Source organism: Streptomyces sp. ISL-10, assembly GCF_018614575.1.
In the GTDB taxonomy this organism is placed as follows: Bacteria; Actinomycetota; Actinomycetes; order Streptomycetales; family Streptomycetaceae; genus Streptomyces.
The window spans coordinates 112,258-128,869 of the sequence record NZ_JAGGOJ010000010.1 but is presented as its reverse complement, the minus strand read 5'-3'; the positions used below and the strand labels follow the sequence as shown (position 1 = coordinate 128,869).

At 69.0% G+C, this 16,612-nt stretch carries 11 protein-coding genes and 1 pseudogene; 9 read left to right on the top strand and 3 right to left on the bottom strand.

Translation table 11 applies throughout. The features are described 5' to 3' along the window. Positions 1-220: 220 nt before the first annotated feature. From J7E88_RS11020 to J7E88_RS11010, 3 genes are read left to right on the top strand one after another with little or no spacing between them, the layout of a single operon-like run. Complete coding sequence (locus J7E88_RS11020; RefSeq protein ID WP_215179651.1) at positions 221-2,146, top strand: M28 family metallopeptidase; 1,926 nt, start codon at positions 221-223, stop codon at positions 2,144-2,146. A gap of 35 nt (positions 2,147-2,181) precedes the next feature. Then, entirely contained in the window at positions 2,182-4,218 is a 2,037-nt protein-coding gene (locus J7E88_RS11015; RefSeq protein ID WP_215179649.1) for a M36 family metallopeptidase, read from the top strand. A gap of 33 nt (positions 4,219-4,251) precedes the next feature. Beyond that, a complete protein-coding gene (locus tag J7E88_RS11010) occupies positions 4,252-6,489 on the top strand; it encodes an endonuclease (RefSeq protein ID WP_215179647.1) in 2,238 nt (745 codons plus the stop codon). A gap of 278 nt (positions 6,490-6,767) precedes the next feature. Here the strand turns inward: J7E88_RS11010 and J7E88_RS11005 are convergent, their stop codons facing one another. Together J7E88_RS11005 and J7E88_RS11000 are read right to left on the bottom strand one after the other, a co-directional pair. Then, on the bottom strand, positions 6,768-7,748 hold the full coding sequence (locus J7E88_RS11005) for a pentapeptide repeat-containing protein (protein WP_215179645.1): 981 nt from the start codon (positions 7,746-7,748) through the stop codon (positions 6,768-6,770). A gap of 327 nt (positions 7,749-8,075) precedes the next feature. Continuing rightward, positions 8,076-9,053 (bottom strand): hypothetical protein, encoded by a 978-nt coding sequence (locus J7E88_RS11000; protein WP_215179643.1) that lies wholly within the window; start codon positions 9,051-9,053, stop codon positions 8,076-8,078. A gap of 61 nt (positions 9,054-9,114) precedes the next feature. Between J7E88_RS11000 and J7E88_RS10995 the strand changes: the two genes are divergently transcribed. The 5 genes and pseudogenes from J7E88_RS10995 to J7E88_RS10975 form a co-directional block, all read left to right on the top strand. Next, the gene (locus tag J7E88_RS10995; RefSeq protein ID WP_251022442.1) at positions 9,115-9,786 is read left to right on the top strand and encodes a TetR/AcrR family transcriptional regulator; all 672 of its coding nucleotides are present in this window, start codon (positions 9,115-9,117) and stop codon (positions 9,784-9,786) included. Positions 9,787-10,145: 359 nt separating this feature from the next. Continuing rightward, positions 10,146-10,703 carry a hypothetical protein gene (locus tag J7E88_RS10990; protein WP_215179641.1) on the top strand — a complete coding sequence of 186 codons (558 nt, stop codon included), beginning with the start codon at positions 10,146-10,148 and terminating at the stop codon, positions 10,701-10,703. A gap of 507 nt (positions 10,704-11,210) precedes the next feature. Then, the gene (locus tag J7E88_RS10985) at positions 11,211-13,670 is read left to right on the top strand and encodes a SpoIIE family protein phosphatase (protein WP_251022441.1); all 2,460 of its coding nucleotides are present in this window, start codon (positions 11,211-11,213) and stop codon (positions 13,668-13,670) included. Between the two features lie 358 nt (positions 13,671-14,028). Further along, entirely contained in the window at positions 14,029-14,541 is a 513-nt protein-coding gene (locus tag J7E88_RS10980) for a hypothetical protein (protein ID WP_215179639.1), read from the top strand. A gap of 46 nt (positions 14,542-14,587) precedes the next feature. After that, positions 14,588-14,677 (top strand): annotated as a pseudogene (locus J7E88_RS10975) (IS5/IS1182 family transposase); the annotation flags it as partial. A gap of 129 nt (positions 14,678-14,806) precedes the next feature. Here J7E88_RS10975 and J7E88_RS10970 read toward each other — a convergent pair. Beyond that, positions 14,807-15,235, bottom strand: coding sequence for a maleylpyruvate isomerase family mycothiol-dependent enzyme (locus J7E88_RS10970; protein WP_215179637.1), 429 nt, complete (start codon positions 15,233-15,235; stop codon positions 14,807-14,809). Between the two features lie 310 nt (positions 15,236-15,545). Between J7E88_RS10970 and J7E88_RS10965 the strand changes: the two genes are divergently transcribed. Continuing rightward, positions 15,546-16,205: a class I SAM-dependent methyltransferase gene (locus J7E88_RS10965; RefSeq protein ID WP_215179635.1), complete on the top strand. Its 660-nt coding sequence runs from the start codon at positions 15,546-15,548 to the stop codon at positions 16,203-16,205. Positions 16,206-16,612 lie beyond the last annotated feature (407 nt).

Below are 16,612 nucleotides of genomic sequence, written 5' to 3'. Positions count from 1 at the left end.
TGGACTGGCTCCTGAGGATACATCGGGCGTGTCAACGAGGAGATTGCGCAGGAGCGGGCGGACTGGATGACCGGCTGCCCAAGGGGCCGGACAGGCCCCGGATGCAGGAATCCGCAGCTGCGGGGATAGTGGAGATATCGGGGACTGTGAGCGGGCGCCCTTGAGTTGCAGCCCGCTGGAGTCCTTACCGGAAGGCGTGTTCTTCTCTGGAGACGCCGAGATGTCCGTACTGTTTTTCGACATCGGTGCCACACTCGCGGACGTGAGCGTCGCAGCCGACGGCTCATGGACCTTTCACCCGCGCCCGCGCGTCGGCGAGGTTCTCGATTCCTTTGCACAGGTACGCAGGGGCATCATTTCGAACCCTGGCCCAGGAACCAACGCGCGCGAGAACGCGGCGGCCGCGCTCGAAGCCGCGTTCGGCAGCCGCTTCACGGACGAGGCACTGGTCCACTGGGGCGCCAAGGACGGTCGGGCGATATTCGACGGCGCCGTCACGAGCGCGGGGGCGGGAGCCGGCGACTGCGTGTTCGTGGGCGAGGATGCCGACGAGCGCGCGTTCGCGCGCGAGGCGGGGATGCGCACCGCGGCCCACCCCGTCTTCACGCTCGCCGCGGTCGAGGGCCGTCCCGTCTACTGGGCGAGGATCGAAGTGCCGGAGGACCGGAGCCTGGCCGAGCTGGAGGCGGTCGCGAACCTCGGCGAGGTCGTGCCGGTGCACGTGGCGTCCGACCGGCTCGTCCTCGCCATGTCGACCGCGCGGGGCGTGCGCGCCGTCGAGCAGAGCGGGTTCACCGCCGACCTCCGCGGTCAGGTGGAGGAGACGTCCGCCTTTCTCGTACGTGACGACCGCCCGGTTGCCGTACCGGAGGCCTTCGCTCAAGCCTCGGCGGCTTCCAGGGCCAGGGCGGAGGCGACCATGCGCGCGGCAGCGGCGTTCGCCTTTGTCTCGGCCGAACTCTCCGGGTCGCGGCCGCCGGTCTCCTCGCTCGGTCCGGCGCCCGGCGGCGTCTACACAGCCGCCGCTGCCGGTCTCCCGATCGAGAACGTGCACATCCCCGGCGCCCGGCCCGGGCACATCGAGCGTCTGCTTCCCGACCCCGCTCTCCTCTCCCGCCCCGGTCAGGCGCGTGCCGAACGGTTCGTCGCCGCCTTCGCCCCCGGGGCCCCTTCCCAGGAGACGGTCGACGCGGTGCGCGCGGCGGTGACGCCGTCGGCGATACGGGCCCATGTGGCCCGTATCTCCGGTGCCGATCCGCTCGTCGAGGGCGGCCCGCTCACGGTGCGCAGCCGTGACGCGTCGAGCGCGGACAACGTGCGGGTCGTCGACGCGCTCGCCGGGCGGCTCCACGAGCTGGGTCTCAAGGTCAGGCGCCACGCGTTCACCTGGCGCGGGCACAGGATCTCCAATGTGGAGGCCGAGCTCGCGGTCGAGGCCTCGGACGGCGTCGTCCTCGTCACCGCTCACCTCGACTCGACCGGTGCCGAAGGCGATTTCTTCGACTCCGCGGGCCGCTCACGCCCGTACGACCCGGCGGTCGATCCGGCACCGGGCGCGGACGACGACGGCAGCGGAACAGCGGCGGTCATGGCGACGGCGGAGTGCCTGAGTTCGATGGTCGCCTCGGGCAGGACGCCGGCACGGAGTGTGCGTTTCGTGCTGTTCAACGCCGAGGAGCAGGGGCTCGTCGGCAGCAAGGCCTACGCGCGGGCGGCCGCGGCGGCAGGGGACGACATCGCCGGCGTCCTGCAGATGGACATGATCGCGGGTTTCCAGGGCGGCACGCGGACGATGGAGATCCACGCGGGCTCCGTCGTTCCCGGTCCGGTCGCGGGCGCTTCCGACGCACTGGCCGACCTCGTCGCACAGGCCGGCCCCGCGGTCGCCCCCGACTTCACGGTCCAGCAACTCACGGGCGCCGCCGATCCGGCCGTGGGCCGCAGCGACCATGCGAGCTTCCACGAACGCGGCTGGGCGGCCGTCGCCGTCTCCGAGAACTTCTTCGACGACACCCGACCGGCCACCGGCACCCGGCAGTACCACAGGCCGGGGGACACCCTTCTCGACAGGGACCACGACACCGACTACGCGGCCTCGATCGCGCGCACGGTCGCGGTGGCCGCGCTGACCCTCGCGGGTCTGTGACGCTCTTTCGAACGCTCCGGACAGGGGACCGCGCCATGAGCGCACTCATCGACAAACGAGACATGACCTACGACCGCCTGGGCGAGGTGGCGGGAGCCGACGCCTTCCTGGAGTCGACCGGCCCGGACGACGAAACGCGCACGGCCCAGCGCGGCAAGCTGAACCGCTTCACCGGGCACCTGGGCGAGCTGCGAACGGCGGACGCTCCAGGATTCGCCGCAGAGGACGAGACCCGCGCGGTCTCCGACGCCGACTACATCGCCCGTGCCAGGGCCTACGTCGCCTCGGTGTCGGAGACGATCGGATTCGCACCCGAGGACGCGGTGGAATTCGAGGCCGATCCGACGGTGACGACCACGAGCGAGGGCATGCGGGTGGTGAGCCTGCGGCAGACGCTCAATGGCATCGAGGTGTGGGCGATGTCCCCGAAGGTATGGCTTCACGAGGGCGGCCGGGTCGACCGGATCGTCGGGCAGACGGCGAGCGTGCCGGCGGATCTCCCGGCGAAGCCGGCGATTCCGGCCGAGGTGGCTCTGCAGGTGGCGGCCGCGAAGGCCGCCGAGCCGCGCACGCTTCAGAGCCCCTTCGGCACGGACGAACTCCCCCGTCTGGACCTCTCGGAGGGCTTCGAGCGCCTGTCGCACCAGCCGCGCAACGACCAGCCCATGACGTTCAGCAAGGGACCGTTCGAGGAGCCCGTCCCGGCCCGGTTGGTGTACCTCAACATGGGCGATCACGTCCGGCTGACGTGGCTGTTCCTCTTCTCCCGGGAGAACCTGGCCGCCCAGTACCAGGCCCTCGTCGAGGCCGACGAGCAGACCGCGGACATCTCCGCGCCGGAGATCCTCTACTTCTACGACACCACCAACCATGCGGTCGCCGGACACGTCTTCAAGCAGAACCCGGGCGAGAGCACCTTCGACGAGGTGCCCTTCCCGCTGCCCGCAAGCGACTATCCCACCCTCCTGCCGGCGGGCTTCCCTTCCGAATTCATGGCCTGGAACCAGCCGCAGAACGGGAATCTCACGACCGAGGGCAACAATGTGCGCGCCCTCAACGGGACGAGCCGGCAACCCGTGCGGATCGCACTCGACGGCGCCGGCAACGGAGTGTTCAAGGCCCGGGAGGACACGCCGGAGCAGTTCGTCACCAACATCTTCTACTTCTGCAACTACATGCACGACTTCTTCATGACGCTCGGCTTCACGGAGGAGCACGGCAACTTCCAGACCACGAACCCGACCGGGCTGGGGAAGGGCGCCGATCCCGTCCTCGCCTTCGCGCACCCGGGGCCGGTGTTCGGGACGGCCAACATGTCGACACGGGCGGACGGGCTGGCCGCGGTGATGAACATGGGCCTGGTCAGGCGCGGCGGCAGCGAACGCCACACGGCCGACGACGCGGACGTCGTGTACCACGAGTTCGTCCACGGCGTGACGAACCGCCTCGTGGGCGGCTTGTTCGACGCGAACGGACTGGAGGAGGAGCAGTCGGAGGCGATGGGCGAGGGCTGGGGAGACTATTTCGCGCTCACCATCCGGAACTTCTCACGTCCCGACGAGCGGGTTGTCACCGGCAGTTGGGTGGTCAAGCGGCCGGAAGGCATCCGGCAGCGGCCGTACGACTCGCGGTACCCCGGCGGTTTCGGTGACATCGGCAGGGGCCCGGGAGAGATCTCCGGCACCGGCAACGAGGACCTGACGTACCAGGAAGTCCACGATGTCGGCGAGATCTGGTGTGCGGCGCTCATGGAGGTGACCCGCAAGGTCTCCGCCGCGCTCGGTGACAAGAAGAGGGGCTACCGCGTGACCTGGCAGGCTGTCGTCGACGGTCTCAAGCTCACACCGAAGGACCCGTCGTTCCTCATGGCCCGCGACGCCGTCATGAGCGCCTTCAAGGCGATGAGGAACGAGGGCGGCCCGCTGACCGCGGAGGAGTACGAACAGGTCCGCAGTGCGGCCTGGAGCGCCTTCGCGCGGTTCGGGATGGGCTTCGACGCCTTCTGTCCGAACGCCTCCTTCTTCGGCTGCCGGGGCGGTACGCAGATGCCGCCGCCCGGGCGGGACGACTGAGGCATCACTGGGAGCGGACCAGGAGGCTGAGCCATGACGACATCGGAACGCGTGTCCGAGACGGAAGCGGACTACCTGTCACAACTGGAGGCGGCAGCGCGGCGCTACGCGGACCGCACCGTGGAACGCGAGCGCATACGGTCCGTACTCGACGATCGCGGCGTGCTGTACGCCGACGAGCCGGAACGGGTCGGCAAACGACTCGCCCGGCTGGGTGCCGACTGGTCCCTGGCCCGGGCGATCGAGCATTCCCCCACGGAACCGGCCACCACCGCGGGCAGCACCCTGCCCCTGTCCCCGGACAGCTTCGGCGCCGATGTGCTGGGGCTGGAACGGCTCATCGGGCGCAACAATCTCACCCCGGTCGCGTTCCTGGAGGACGGCACCCGGGCGGCCCGCCCGGTGGGACGGATCACCACCGCCGGACCGGGGGGCGGCCACGGCACGGGATTCATGGTGTCCCCGACCCTGCTGCTCACCAACAACCATGTGCTGCGCAGCAAGGAGACGGCGGGCAGAAGCGTCGTCGCGTTCAACTTCCAGGCGGGAGCCGACGGCGAGGCACTCACACCGGTCGTGTTCCCGCTGGAGCCTGAGCGGTTCTTCGTGACCGAGCGGGCCCTGGACTTCAGCCTTGTCGCGGTGGCACCACGCAACGCGCGGGGCGATCCGCTCTCCGCGTTCGGATGGCTGCCCCTCAGCGGAGCACAGGGAAAGGTCATTCTCGGCGAGTTCGTCAACGTCATCCAACACCCCCGGGGCGAGCCGAAACAACTCGCGCTCCGCGAGAACCAGCTCGTCGACCTGCTGGACAGGTTCCTGCACTACGCGTCGGACACCGATCAGGGGTCGTCGGGCTCTCCGGTGTTCAACGACCAGTGGGAGGTCGTGGCGCTGCACCACTCGGCAGTCCCCGTGACGGACGCGGCGAACCGGCCCCTGAGCGTCGACGGAAGCGTATGGACACCGGCGGCGGGCGAGCACCGAATCGCCTGGAAGGCCAATGAGGGCGTGCGGATCAGCCGCGTACTGCAGGCGCTGCGCGAGATCACACTGACCGGAGCGGAAGCACAGTTGCGGGACGAGGTGTTCACCGCCCCGGCCGCACGGCCGCCGATGGCCGCCTCGCGCCGTTCGGCGGTGCCGGCCGCGCTCGACGGCGCGGCGGCGGGCGAGGCCGGCGCGGCCGTCGCCGATGGGGTGGCCGTGGCCGGCGGAGGTGTCGCCGGGGACGGAACGTTCGTCTTCGAGGACGCCGTTCGTTTCACGATCCCCCTGCGGTTCAGGGTCTCTCTGGGGCCGGCGGACGGCATGGGACGGGGTCGCGAGCCGGCCCCCCGGGCCGCCGTGGCGCGCACCGCCGCCCCGTCCGTGACGGGCGCGGACGGAACTTCAGGTGCGGGCCTGGCGGTCGAGAGGGACGTGGACGCGGCCCTGGTCAACTTCCGGCTCGGACAGGAGCGTGTGTACTTCGACCGTGCCGCCGACAAGGCCGCACGCGACGCCTACTACGCGGGGGTCGGGACCGGTGACGGCAAGGCGCTGCGCAGGGCGCTGACCCGGCTGCTGGAGGACACGCACGTGCCGAGGCCGAAGTACAAGCCGATCCGTCTCGTGTACCCGTGGGTCGACCTGCACAAGGACGGCCGGCTGCGCAGCATCTACTCCGGCAGGACCTTCACGGCCGAGGAGTTCATCCGCGCCGACGCCGCTGTCGAGATGGCCCGCATCGCACGTCTGGAGGAACTCCTGCTGCGTGAGAGCACCGCGGGACCGGCCGAACTGGCGGCGGAGTTCGACGCGCTGGAGGCGTCGATGCCCTTCAACTGCGAGCACGTCGTCCCGCAGTCGTGGTTCACCAAGGAGGAACCCATGCGGGGAGACCTCCACCACCTCTTCGCCTGTGAGGTGGGATGCAACAGCTTCCGCGGCAACTTCCCCTACGTCGACTTCCCGGGCTTCGAGGAGGCGGTCCGGCACGAGTGCGGAATGCGCGAGGCGGTGGGATTCGAGCCCGAGGAAGGCAAGGGCGCCGTCGCGAGGGCCACCCTGTACTTCCTGCTGCGGTACCCCGGGCTCATCGGTGACGCCGCGCGGGAGTTCCCCGAGGAGCGGCTGCCGCTGCTGCTCTCCTGGCACGACAACGAGCCGGTGAGCGAGTACGAGTTGCATCGCAATGCCGCGATCGCCGAGATCCAGGGCAATCGCAACCCGCTGATAGACCACCCGGAGTGGGCCCACAAACTCGACTTCTCCGGCGTGTGGCCCTGAACTTCCCGCCGTGGTACGTATGTTACTCGTACGCCATGCTGTGTCCTCTTCCGTTGATCTGCGCTCAGCCCGTTCAGCCGAACCCGTTGACGCCGGTGCGCGCCGAAGAGCATGTCGCCGCGGGCCCACAGCGAGCCGCGCGGGCGGGTACTGCGTCGGCCGGGACGGTCACAGACGATCGACGGCCATCGGCTGCGCGCCGCCGAACCGATGAAGCTCTCCAGTCGGCTCCAAGGCGTCGGCGTCCAGCCGAGTTTGGTCGGTGCCGGTGACGGGAGTCACCGAGGGCGCTGACCCTCGGGCCAGACAGTTGTGTCGTCGGTCCGTACCCCGGTGAGATCAGCCCCAGCCAACTGCGCGCCTGACAAATCGGCTCCTCGCAGGTCAGCGCCCCGCAGCACCGCTTTGCGCAGGTCGGCCCCCCGTAAGTGGGCCCGGCGCAGGTCGGCATGGGCCAACCGCGCTTCCTGCAGGTTCGCCTGCCCCAGATCAGCATTCTTCAAGACACTGCGGTCCAGGTTGGTGCTCGGCATCCACGCCCCCGCCAGGTTCGAGTGCCGTAGGTTCGCGCCCTCAAGCCGTGCACCCGCGAGCGCTGCGCGCCGCAAATCCACTCGTGCCAAGAACAGTGGACGCTCGTCCGGTTGTGTCGGGCGTCGGCCGAGTACGCGCAAAGCCGCCCACACGTCAGGAGCACGGTGATCCAACCAGGAAAGCTGACTGTCCACCGTAGGCATGGGATGTTGCGAGCCGTCGGGGGTGCCCGCCTGCCACGGTGCATGCCCGCGCACGAACGCACAGAGGATAAAGGTGAGGGTTTGCCGGTCCGCCGAGGAGTCTTTCGCGACCCGCTCCAAGGCGTAGATACCGCCCAGCCGCACATCCACCGTGTCGCTGCCGAGATGTTCGATCCCTCGGCTGATGCGTTCCGTTATCTGTCCCTCATGCGCGATGCGGAGTTGGCGCCAGCCGACGGCTGCGCCTGCCACTACGACGAATCCACCAAGGCATTGCAGGAGCTGGCTGCGGAGGTTGCTCTGTACCTGGGACTGGGCTTGCTGTAGCTCGATGCGTTTCTCTGGGTTCTTGACCCGAGTCAGGTCCTGCGAGGTCAGCGCGGGGTGGACGACGCCAGGCAGCCATATGACGGCGACCAGTACCAGCAGCAGGGCCGCTCCCCCCAGCATTCCAGCTATGTGTGGACGTATCCGCGTCACTGCCACTTCCCCCTGCCACCGGGTCTTCTGCCGCTCCATCATCACGGGCCCTCCCCAACGACACGCCGAGACAGCGAAGGCAAGCGCTGGTGAACTCCTGACCGTCTGCGCTCGGCGAACTTCAGATGGTTGAGGCGACCTTCCTCAGCGCGCGGAGCAGACCGGCGTGGAGGTGACAGGCGCGGCGGCCGGGCGTGGCCCGGCTGCCCGCAATGCCCGGCGCAAGGATCACGGTAAGACCGCTGGCCCTTCCTCAGGTTGCCAGTAGGGCCGACTCTGGCACACGTGCGGCTCTGAGGGCCGTGAAGCGGCCGTGTACGGCTTCTTCCACCGGCTGAAGGGCCTGCGGCTTCTCTCCGCAGTGGCGCGTCAACGTGCCGGGATGACCGGTGGATTGCCCAGGTCGCTGATGAGGCGTCGGTACGTTTCGAAGGCCGGCTTGGGGGTGTAGTCGTCGCGCAGAAGACCGAAGCGGTGGAAGAGCCCCTCGGCGGTGCTGTCGGCATCTCGCAGGGCGAAGAACGAGTATCCGTCGATGTTCAGGTCGGGGGCGAGGGCGGCCACGGTCCGGACGACCGTTTCGAGGGTCGTGGCCTGTCGCTGCTCACTGCGGCCGGGGCCGGTGGGCCAGCCGTTCTCACAGATGCGGATGGCGACGCTGTCGGGGATGTCGGCCTTCCGCAGGTCGGTGCGCCGGAACCCGGCGAGGACCGCAGTGACCGCTTCTGCCAACTGCTCGCCGGGGATGGGGCGGAACACGTCCGGGAAGAAGTCCAGGCCGACGTAGTCCAGGCTCTGCCGGAAGCGGGCGTCTGCCAGGGCGCCGAGCTCGGACCAGAAGGTGTCGGCCGGATCGAAGGTCGGTACGGCGTTGAAGCCGACCGCCAGGCTGTGACCCAGGGCTCGGGCCTCCTGCTTGGCAGCGATGACTCCTTGGACGAGCGCATTGAGGACGTTGGGGGTGCTGCCGTCGAGCACGGGCAGGTCGGCGTTGGGTTCTTCGCAGATCTGGACGGAGGCCAGTTGCGGTCCCCTGGTGCGAACAGCCTCGCGGACGAACTCCAGCCACCCGTCCAGCGCGCCGGACGGCTCGCGGAACGGCAGCACGAGGTCCAGCTTGCGGCCCCGTTGGAGATACGTCTGGGGGTCGGCGGGCGTCGGCGGTTCCAGCGGCGCCACGGTCGCGGCGAACGGGTGGTAGGCGCGCACCAACAGGGTGGGCGAGTCGCCTTGCAGTGCGTCAAGTGCCTCGGTGATGCGGTCCGGCAGGTCCGGGCGTACGGGGCGGACGATGCCCTGGTCATCGCCCAGTATCCCGCCGGGATAGATGCCGAAGTGCAAGGTCATGCTTGCCCCACCCTCAAATCTTGGTGTCACTGCAAATTTGTACTGACACTATCATCTGGGCATGGGCCTTCGAGAGATCAAGAAGCAGCAGACCCGCACGGCGATCGCCGACGCGGCTCTCCCTCTCTTTCTGGAGCACGGCTTCGACCAGGTCACGGTCGCCGAGGTGGCACGACACGCGGGCGTCTCCACCAACACCGTGTTCAATTACTTCCCCACCAAGGAAGACCTCTTCTTCGATCGCCAGGCAGAGGTGGAGGGTCATCTCGCCGCCCAGGTACGCAGCCGTGCACCGGGCGCCTGCCCAGTGGAGACCGTCCGCGACGATCTGCTGACCGCTCTGCGGCACGACGACCCCGCGCTCGGGCTCCACCCCGATGCGCTGAGGTTCTGGCAAGTCATCCACGACAGCGCCGCACTGCGCGCACGCGAACGCGAGATCAGCGAACGTGCCGAAGCTGCTCTGACGACCGCCCTGACCGAACATCCGCCGAACACCGCCCCCGGACCGAACCAGGCCGACGAGCCGATGCCCGCACTCCTCGCAGGTGCCATCGCAGGCATCCACCGGGCAACCCTGCGCGAGCTGCAACGACGCATCTTGTCCGGCGAATCACCCGCGGACGCCCGCGACAGGGTCGCCACAGCGGCATTCCAGGCTTTCGACCTGCTCTGCTCCGGACTCCACGCAGATACGGGCGAGCCATCGCAGGAGCTACGGCTCCCTCAGTAAGTGGCCCTGAAGCCGTTCATCAGGTGGCTGCTCGGCAGCCCGCTGAGGCACTCGGACAGTTCCCATGCCCGGCGTCACCAGAGACGAGGACCTCGCCGCTGCGCGGGCGGCCAACCGCGAACCGATGGCCCGGATCAACCGCTGACCGCGACACCTGGGACATCCCCACCACGCCGGCGCGGCAGCGTCTCGCGAGGCGCACCGTGTTGTCGGCGACGATGACCAGAGCGTTCGCAGGCTCCGAGGGGAGATCACCGGCGAGCCCTGGTTCTTCTGCACGTCGGCCCACGCCTCCTCCTGCGGGCGTTGAGTACCCGTACTCATGTGACCGGCGCCGCCTCGTTCGTACCGTTGCCCCCATGAGGAAGACCGCCGCGTTCCTGGCCCTGCTGCTCGCCGCCCTGACGACCACGGGCTGCTCCGTGCTGGAGCGGGAGTACCCCTCCGCCGACCCGGCGACGCTCTCCCAGCGCCTGACGGACCGCGCGCAGTGGGCGTACGACGGCATGGCCCTGCCGCCCCACGAGGCAGTGACGCCTGTCCAGGTGATCCCCGGTCACAGCTGCTACGCGGGCGGCCTCAGCATCGACGAGACCCTGCCGGACGTCGTCACCTTCGACCTCAGCTGGATGGTCGAGGACATCCCGGTCGACATCGCCCGTGCCACGGAAGCGCGTTTGCGCCGCCAGTTCTCCTCCGCCGGCTGGACCCTCACCCATGACGGCAACCGCGAGGTCAAGGACCATGTCACGTTGGGTTTCCGCTTCGAGGACCCGGCGACGGGCGACAAGTTCGACCTGCGGTGGAACAACTCGACCACCTCCCTCTTCCTGTCGGGCTACACCCCCTGCGCGAAGGTCCCCCAGTCGGCGGCCGACACCCCGTCGCCGAAGACCTGGAGCCCGCAGAACGTCTGACGCACCGCAGGGCCGACCGCCTTGACGGGCAGGCCGGAAATGGGGTGCCGCGGCGAAGAGTCCGATGAAGGCGTGCAGGTCGTACGCCGCGAAGCTCGTACTGGGTCCGGGCGACAGCGGGCACAGCACCCACGTCCACTGCCAGTGGTGACGTGGCACGCGCCCACGCCTGACGCGCACCCCGACCGCCGCCGGTGTCACCGGCGGCGGTTCACGGCCGCCCGGCGCCAGTGGCAGAAACGGCGCAGCCGTTGCCCCTCGGCATCGCTCGGATCACCCGCCCATCCGCATCGACCCGGACGGGATGCGCAGGCCGGATCGAGGACTTCTTCGAGTGGGCCTCCGGTCTCTCGGTGTGCCTGGACCGTACCCACGAAGTCGTCCCCGATCCGCACGGAGCGATCGGGATGGCCCGCTGCCGCGGTCACGCGCCTGCGATGCGCAATCGGTTCGTCACCCTCGGTTGCCAGTCGAGCTGACCGGTGCTGAACTGCGCACACTGGAAGCATGCACGGGATGACCGTCGGCAAGACGGCGGAGCGTGAGGATCTCCTCGCTGCAGCCGTCGTCGAAGCCGTCGAAAAAACCAGCGCGTACGCAGGGAGTGTCTTTCTGCGCTCCCGCGACCGCCGGTCGATCGTGCTCGGCGCGACGTGCGGCACGACCCCCTCCCTGCTCGGTGGCTGGCGCCTCATAGCGGTGAACAGTCCCATCCCGGTCGCCGCGGCGTACAGCACCGGGCGCACGGTCCACCTGGCCAACGCAGAGGAGACGATGCGCCGGTATCCCCAGCTCGCCGTGGCCCTGCCGTACGCCTTCGGCTCCTGCTCCGTGCCCGTGGGAGCAGGCGGAGAGACGTTCGGATCGCTGGCGATCGTCTGGGCGGCATCCCCAGGCAGCGAAGGGCTGTCCAAGGCCCAGCGCCGCCACATGCGGAGCGTCGCCAACCGGCTCGGCGACTCCCTGGCCGCACTCCGCGCCCGTACCGGCGATCCGGTGGAATGCGACCCGGAAACGGTCCCCGTCGAGGTCCCGGCTCCCTCGGGAGCTGCCGTGCGGGTCGGCTTGTTCCAGTGGGACCTCGTCACCGGCACCGTCATCCTGGACGACGAGCTCTGCGCGATGTTCGGTCTCGACCCTCGTGCTTTCGACGGACGGGCCGAAACGCTTGCTTCGTTCCTTCACCCCGGCGATCGTGCTGCCTTCCGGGCCTGCGGCCGAGAGGCGGCCGTCAACGGCCGGACCACCAGTAGGCGCCTGCGGTTGCGAGAGGACGGGCACGGCGGCGAGGGATACCACACGGTCGAATTGTGGGGCCGCGTGCCGAACGCCGACGACACGCGGGCAGGCACTCACCTGGTCGGCGCGGTCGTCGACGCCCGGGCCGGCCACATGGCCGTAGCAGCGGTCGAGCGGCTGCGGGACGGGGTCTTCTCCCTCGCCCCCGACGGAAGGGTCACTTACGCCAACCACAGTGCCCTGCGGCTGATGGGCGCGTCCGGCGACGAGTTGCTGGGCCATCTCCTCTGGGAGGCGCTGCCGTGGCTGTCCGATCCCGACGTCGAGTACCGGCACCGGTTCGCGATGATCTCGCAGGCGCCGGCCTCCTTCCTCGCCTGCCCCTCGCCCGACCGGTGGCTCTCCTTCTCCCTCCATCCGGAGGCGGACGGAGTGACCGGCTGGGTCGTGCCCGTCGGTCGGCCATCCCCGGACTCGACGCCCTCCGCCTCCCCGGCAGCTGCGGCACCGGCCACCGCGCCCGCGCCCGCGCGCATGGGCGTCATGTACCACGTCCTGCAGCTGGGGAGCGCGCTGACCGAGGCGGTCACAGCCCGCGAAGTGTGCGAAGTCGTCTCCGACCAGCTTCTGCCGGCTTTCGGAGGCCAGGAACTGGCGATCTATGTGGTCCGCGACGGAACGATGCACCTGCTCTTTCACACCGGCCACCACGAAGACTTCCTGGACTGGCTGGAGGGCGTACCGCTGCACGCCCGCCTGCCCGGCACGGAGACCCTGACGTCCGGCGCTCCACTCTTCATCGAGTCGCAGAAGGATCTTTCCCGGGGCTACCCGGGCATCCCCACGGGCGAGGTGAGCTCGTGGGCGTATCTGCCGCTCATCGCCTCCAGCCGGCCTGTCGGCACCTGCGTTCTCGGTTTTGACGAGATCCATGAGTTCACGGAGAGGGACCGCGGCGTCCTGACCGCACTCGCCGGGCTGATCGCCCAAGCTCTGGAGCGTGCGCGGCTGTACGACTCGGAGTTCGCCCTCGCGCGCGGCCTGCAGCAGGCGCTCCTGCCGCACCGGCTGCCCGTAGTCCCGGGTATCCGCAGCGTCGTACGCTATCTGCCCGGCACCAGCGGAATGGACATCGGCGGCGACTGGTACGACATCATCCCCACTGACAGGGGGGTCTTTCTCGTGATCGGAGACGTGGAGGGGCACAGCATCGCCGCCGCTGCCACCATGGCCCAGTTGCGCAGTGCGGTGCGGGCCTTCGCGGCCGTAGGGCTCATGCCCGGCGATGTGCTGACGGGCGTCAACCGAACACTCATCGACCTCGGCCCTGGGCTGCTGGCCAGCTGCTGCTGTGTGCTCCTCGACCCCCACGACCACCACGCCTACGCCGTCACCGCAGGCCACCCCCCACCCCTGCTCCGCCGCCCCGATGGGACGACCGATGTCCTCGACCTGGACGTCGGCCCGATCCTTGGGGTGGAGCGCGCGAGCGCCTACCCCGAAACCCGGATCGCCCTCCCGTCGGAATCCGTCCTCGCCCTCTACACCGACGGACTGGTCGAGGAACCCGGAGCCGATATCGACGTGGGGATCGACCGTCTGCGGGCATCCCTGGCCCACGCCCGTGCGGACTCGCTGGACGAACTCGCCGACCGGCTTCTGCACAACGCCCGCGGCTCCTCATACCGAGCCGACGACATCGCGCTGCTGCTCACCGAGTTCCGGTGACCGCGCCCGGGAAAGCACTGGGCAGGCCTCGGCGGACCACTACGACGACTCCGCAGCGGGCCGGCCGGCGGCACGGTGAAGTGGTACGACCCAGAAAGCGCTGCGGGAGGGCGAAGGTTGGGCAGGCGCCGACCAGGCGCAGGACCGTGCTCCGACTGACACTGGTGCCAATCTCCATGTCCTGCGTGAACCGAGCTGGATCAGTCGTCATGCCCTCGCTCGCCGGACGGTTGGAGACCCCGGTCCGTCCGGCGGTTGAGCCCTCCTCAGGTCCCAGCCGAGCGGGTGCGCCCTCCTCCGCCTGGCGGAGACGGTTCGTCGTAGCGGACGAAGCGCGGATGTCATCTCCAGGGCCAGCATGTACGCCATGACAACAGCCACCGCTCCTCTCACCGCCTCCGCACCCGCGCCTGTCTGGGCTCGCCGCGCCGCCCACGCCATCGCTCTGTGCGCCGTCCCGTCCGGGCTGTGGCGCATCGCCATGGCGTCCGGTGTCTATGTGGGCTACAGCGACCAGGTGCTGCGCGACGTCTTCGGCATTCCGGGCTGGGGTATCGCATACGTCGTTGGTCTCTCCGTCCTTGCCGAGCTGGCCGCGCTGTTTCCGCTGCTCCTGGTCAGCGACCGGTGGCGGCCGCTGCGCCCCCCGGCCCTCGCCGCGCTGGCCTGGGCCGCCTCGGGCGTGCTCGTCCTGGTGGCACTGTGGCAACTCGTGGTCGCATTCACCGTCGAGAGCCAGACGTACATGTCGAGCGGTACGGCACAGACCGTCTGGGGCCTCGCCTTCGCCCCGCTGTTCGCCATCCCGGTCCTGATGACCGCGGTGACCTGGTCGTACGCAAGACGGCACCGGGCACGGGGACAGGCCTGATCCCGCGCGGCCGGTCTGTGATGATGCCCCATCACCGAAGCGCGGCCTCGCGGATACCGTCATCACCGTGCGTAGCCTGATCCGCCGCGCCTGGGTCAACTACCGCTGGGACGACCGCCCCATCCGGCGACCATGAGCCCACTCCTATCCGCCGGAGTCCTTACAGCGGCGTGCCCTGGAGCCGTCCACCCGGGACTGTCCGACCGCAGAGCCTGAGTGCCAGGTCTTCGGCGGCGCCGTGCAGTGCCGGGCCTGATCCGTACGATCAGTCAAGGTCGGTGGCCTGGAAGCTGCGTCCCTGAATGCCGATGCCTTGATTGAGCGCGCCGTGGTACCCACCGCCCGGCGGTGTCCAGTGGTGCATCACGTCGGCACGCAGGTTGGCCACGAGCTCGCCGGTCGGCAGTTCGGCGTCCCGGCCGGCAATCTGGTTCGACAAGCGGTTGAAGTCGAAGTCACAGTGGCGCAATTCGGCCATGAACTCCTCTACGGAGTAGCGGGCCGCCATGGTCAAGTGCGCGATCACTTCGCGAACCCGCCAGCCCTCGCACAAAGATGGAGTGTCCCACTGCGCATCAGAGGCGGAGCCGAGCAGGTCGGCGAGGGCCACGAACTCGGCGGCTACAGCAGGTTGCAGGTCGGCTTCATTCGTCAAGGTCAGCTCCATGTCGCTCGTGCGGTCGACGATCGTCACCAGGTCAGACGAACCACTGGCGCCAAACTCATCGGTCCACGGTGATGCAGGGTCCGTGGGCATTCCACTGCGGATCGGGCTACCCTCCCCTGCGACGCTCCCCGAAGACCTTGACCAAGGAGTTGGTGAGTGGACCACAGGTTGCGACTGCGCGGGACGTAAGTGCGCACGGACAGCAGTCACGAGCGTCGCAACTTCGTGATCATCAGAGCCGTACCGGCCCGCCACCTGGATGCCCTGTGCCGGCCTATCCGCTCGGCCTCCAAGAAAGTGATCACGTGCGCTGCGGGCCCTTACTAGAGTCGCCCGCATGCCTGATCTCTCCTACCTCGCCGCCGTCCGGGAGTCGTACGACACGGTCGCCTCCGACTACTTCGAACAGGTCAAGCCTCCGGCGGAGCTGGATCCGCTGTCACGAGGGATGCTGAACGTCTTCGCAGAGGTGGTGCGAACGGCCGACCTCGGGCCCGTCGCCGACCTGGGATGTGGGCCCGGCAAAGTCACGGCTTGCCTTGCCGAGCGGCAAGTGTCTGCGTTCGGCATGGACCTATCGCCCGCCATGGTCGAACTGGCCCGCAGTTCCTACCCAGATCTGCGTTTCGGCGTCGGCTCGATGACCTCGCTCCCGATCGAGGACGACGGCCTCGGAGGCATCCTCGCCTACTACTCCACCCACCACACACCACCGGCGTTGCTGCCGGTGGTGTTCGGCGAGTTCCACCGCACTCTCGCGCCTGGCGGCTGTTTGATGCTCGCCGGCCACGTAGGGGCCGACCAGCATCTACGTCCCACACAGGCGTACGGCGGTCATCCGGTGACTTACGAGTCCTACCTGTTGCCGCCTGATCGGATTGCCGAACTCCTGAAGCGGGCCGGGCTCGTCCTCACCGCACGTCTGGTGGAGGAACCCAGCGAAGGGGCTGAGAGGACATTCGCCACCTTTCTTGCCCACAAGCCCGAACGGCCTTGAGGTTCGAACCCTTCTGGGGTGGTGAAGCGGAGTCGGTGAAGACGGGCACGCCGAGGTCGGCCGGCTGAGGCCGGCCGTCAGCCGGGGCCCGGCTGAGGCTGTTGAGCTTGGCGATGGCAGCGTCGAGGCTGACCTGGAGCCCTTCGACTTCACCGAGCCAGCCGTTACCTCGGGCTTCGCGGATGCGTTCGAGGTTCTGGATGATCTCGATGAGGCGCGGTCCTTGGCGGGGTCCGATCCGGAGGACCGCCACTCCTGCTCGGTGGGTTCCCGGTACTCCTCGACGGGCCTCTCCGAGCGCCGGCGGTCGAGGAAGCCGCGATAGGTCCTGATCAGGTCGTCCTGGAAGAACGCTAGGGGCGGAGTCGGGTATGGGCATGTCCGAATGCCCTGGCTTCAGGCGTCAG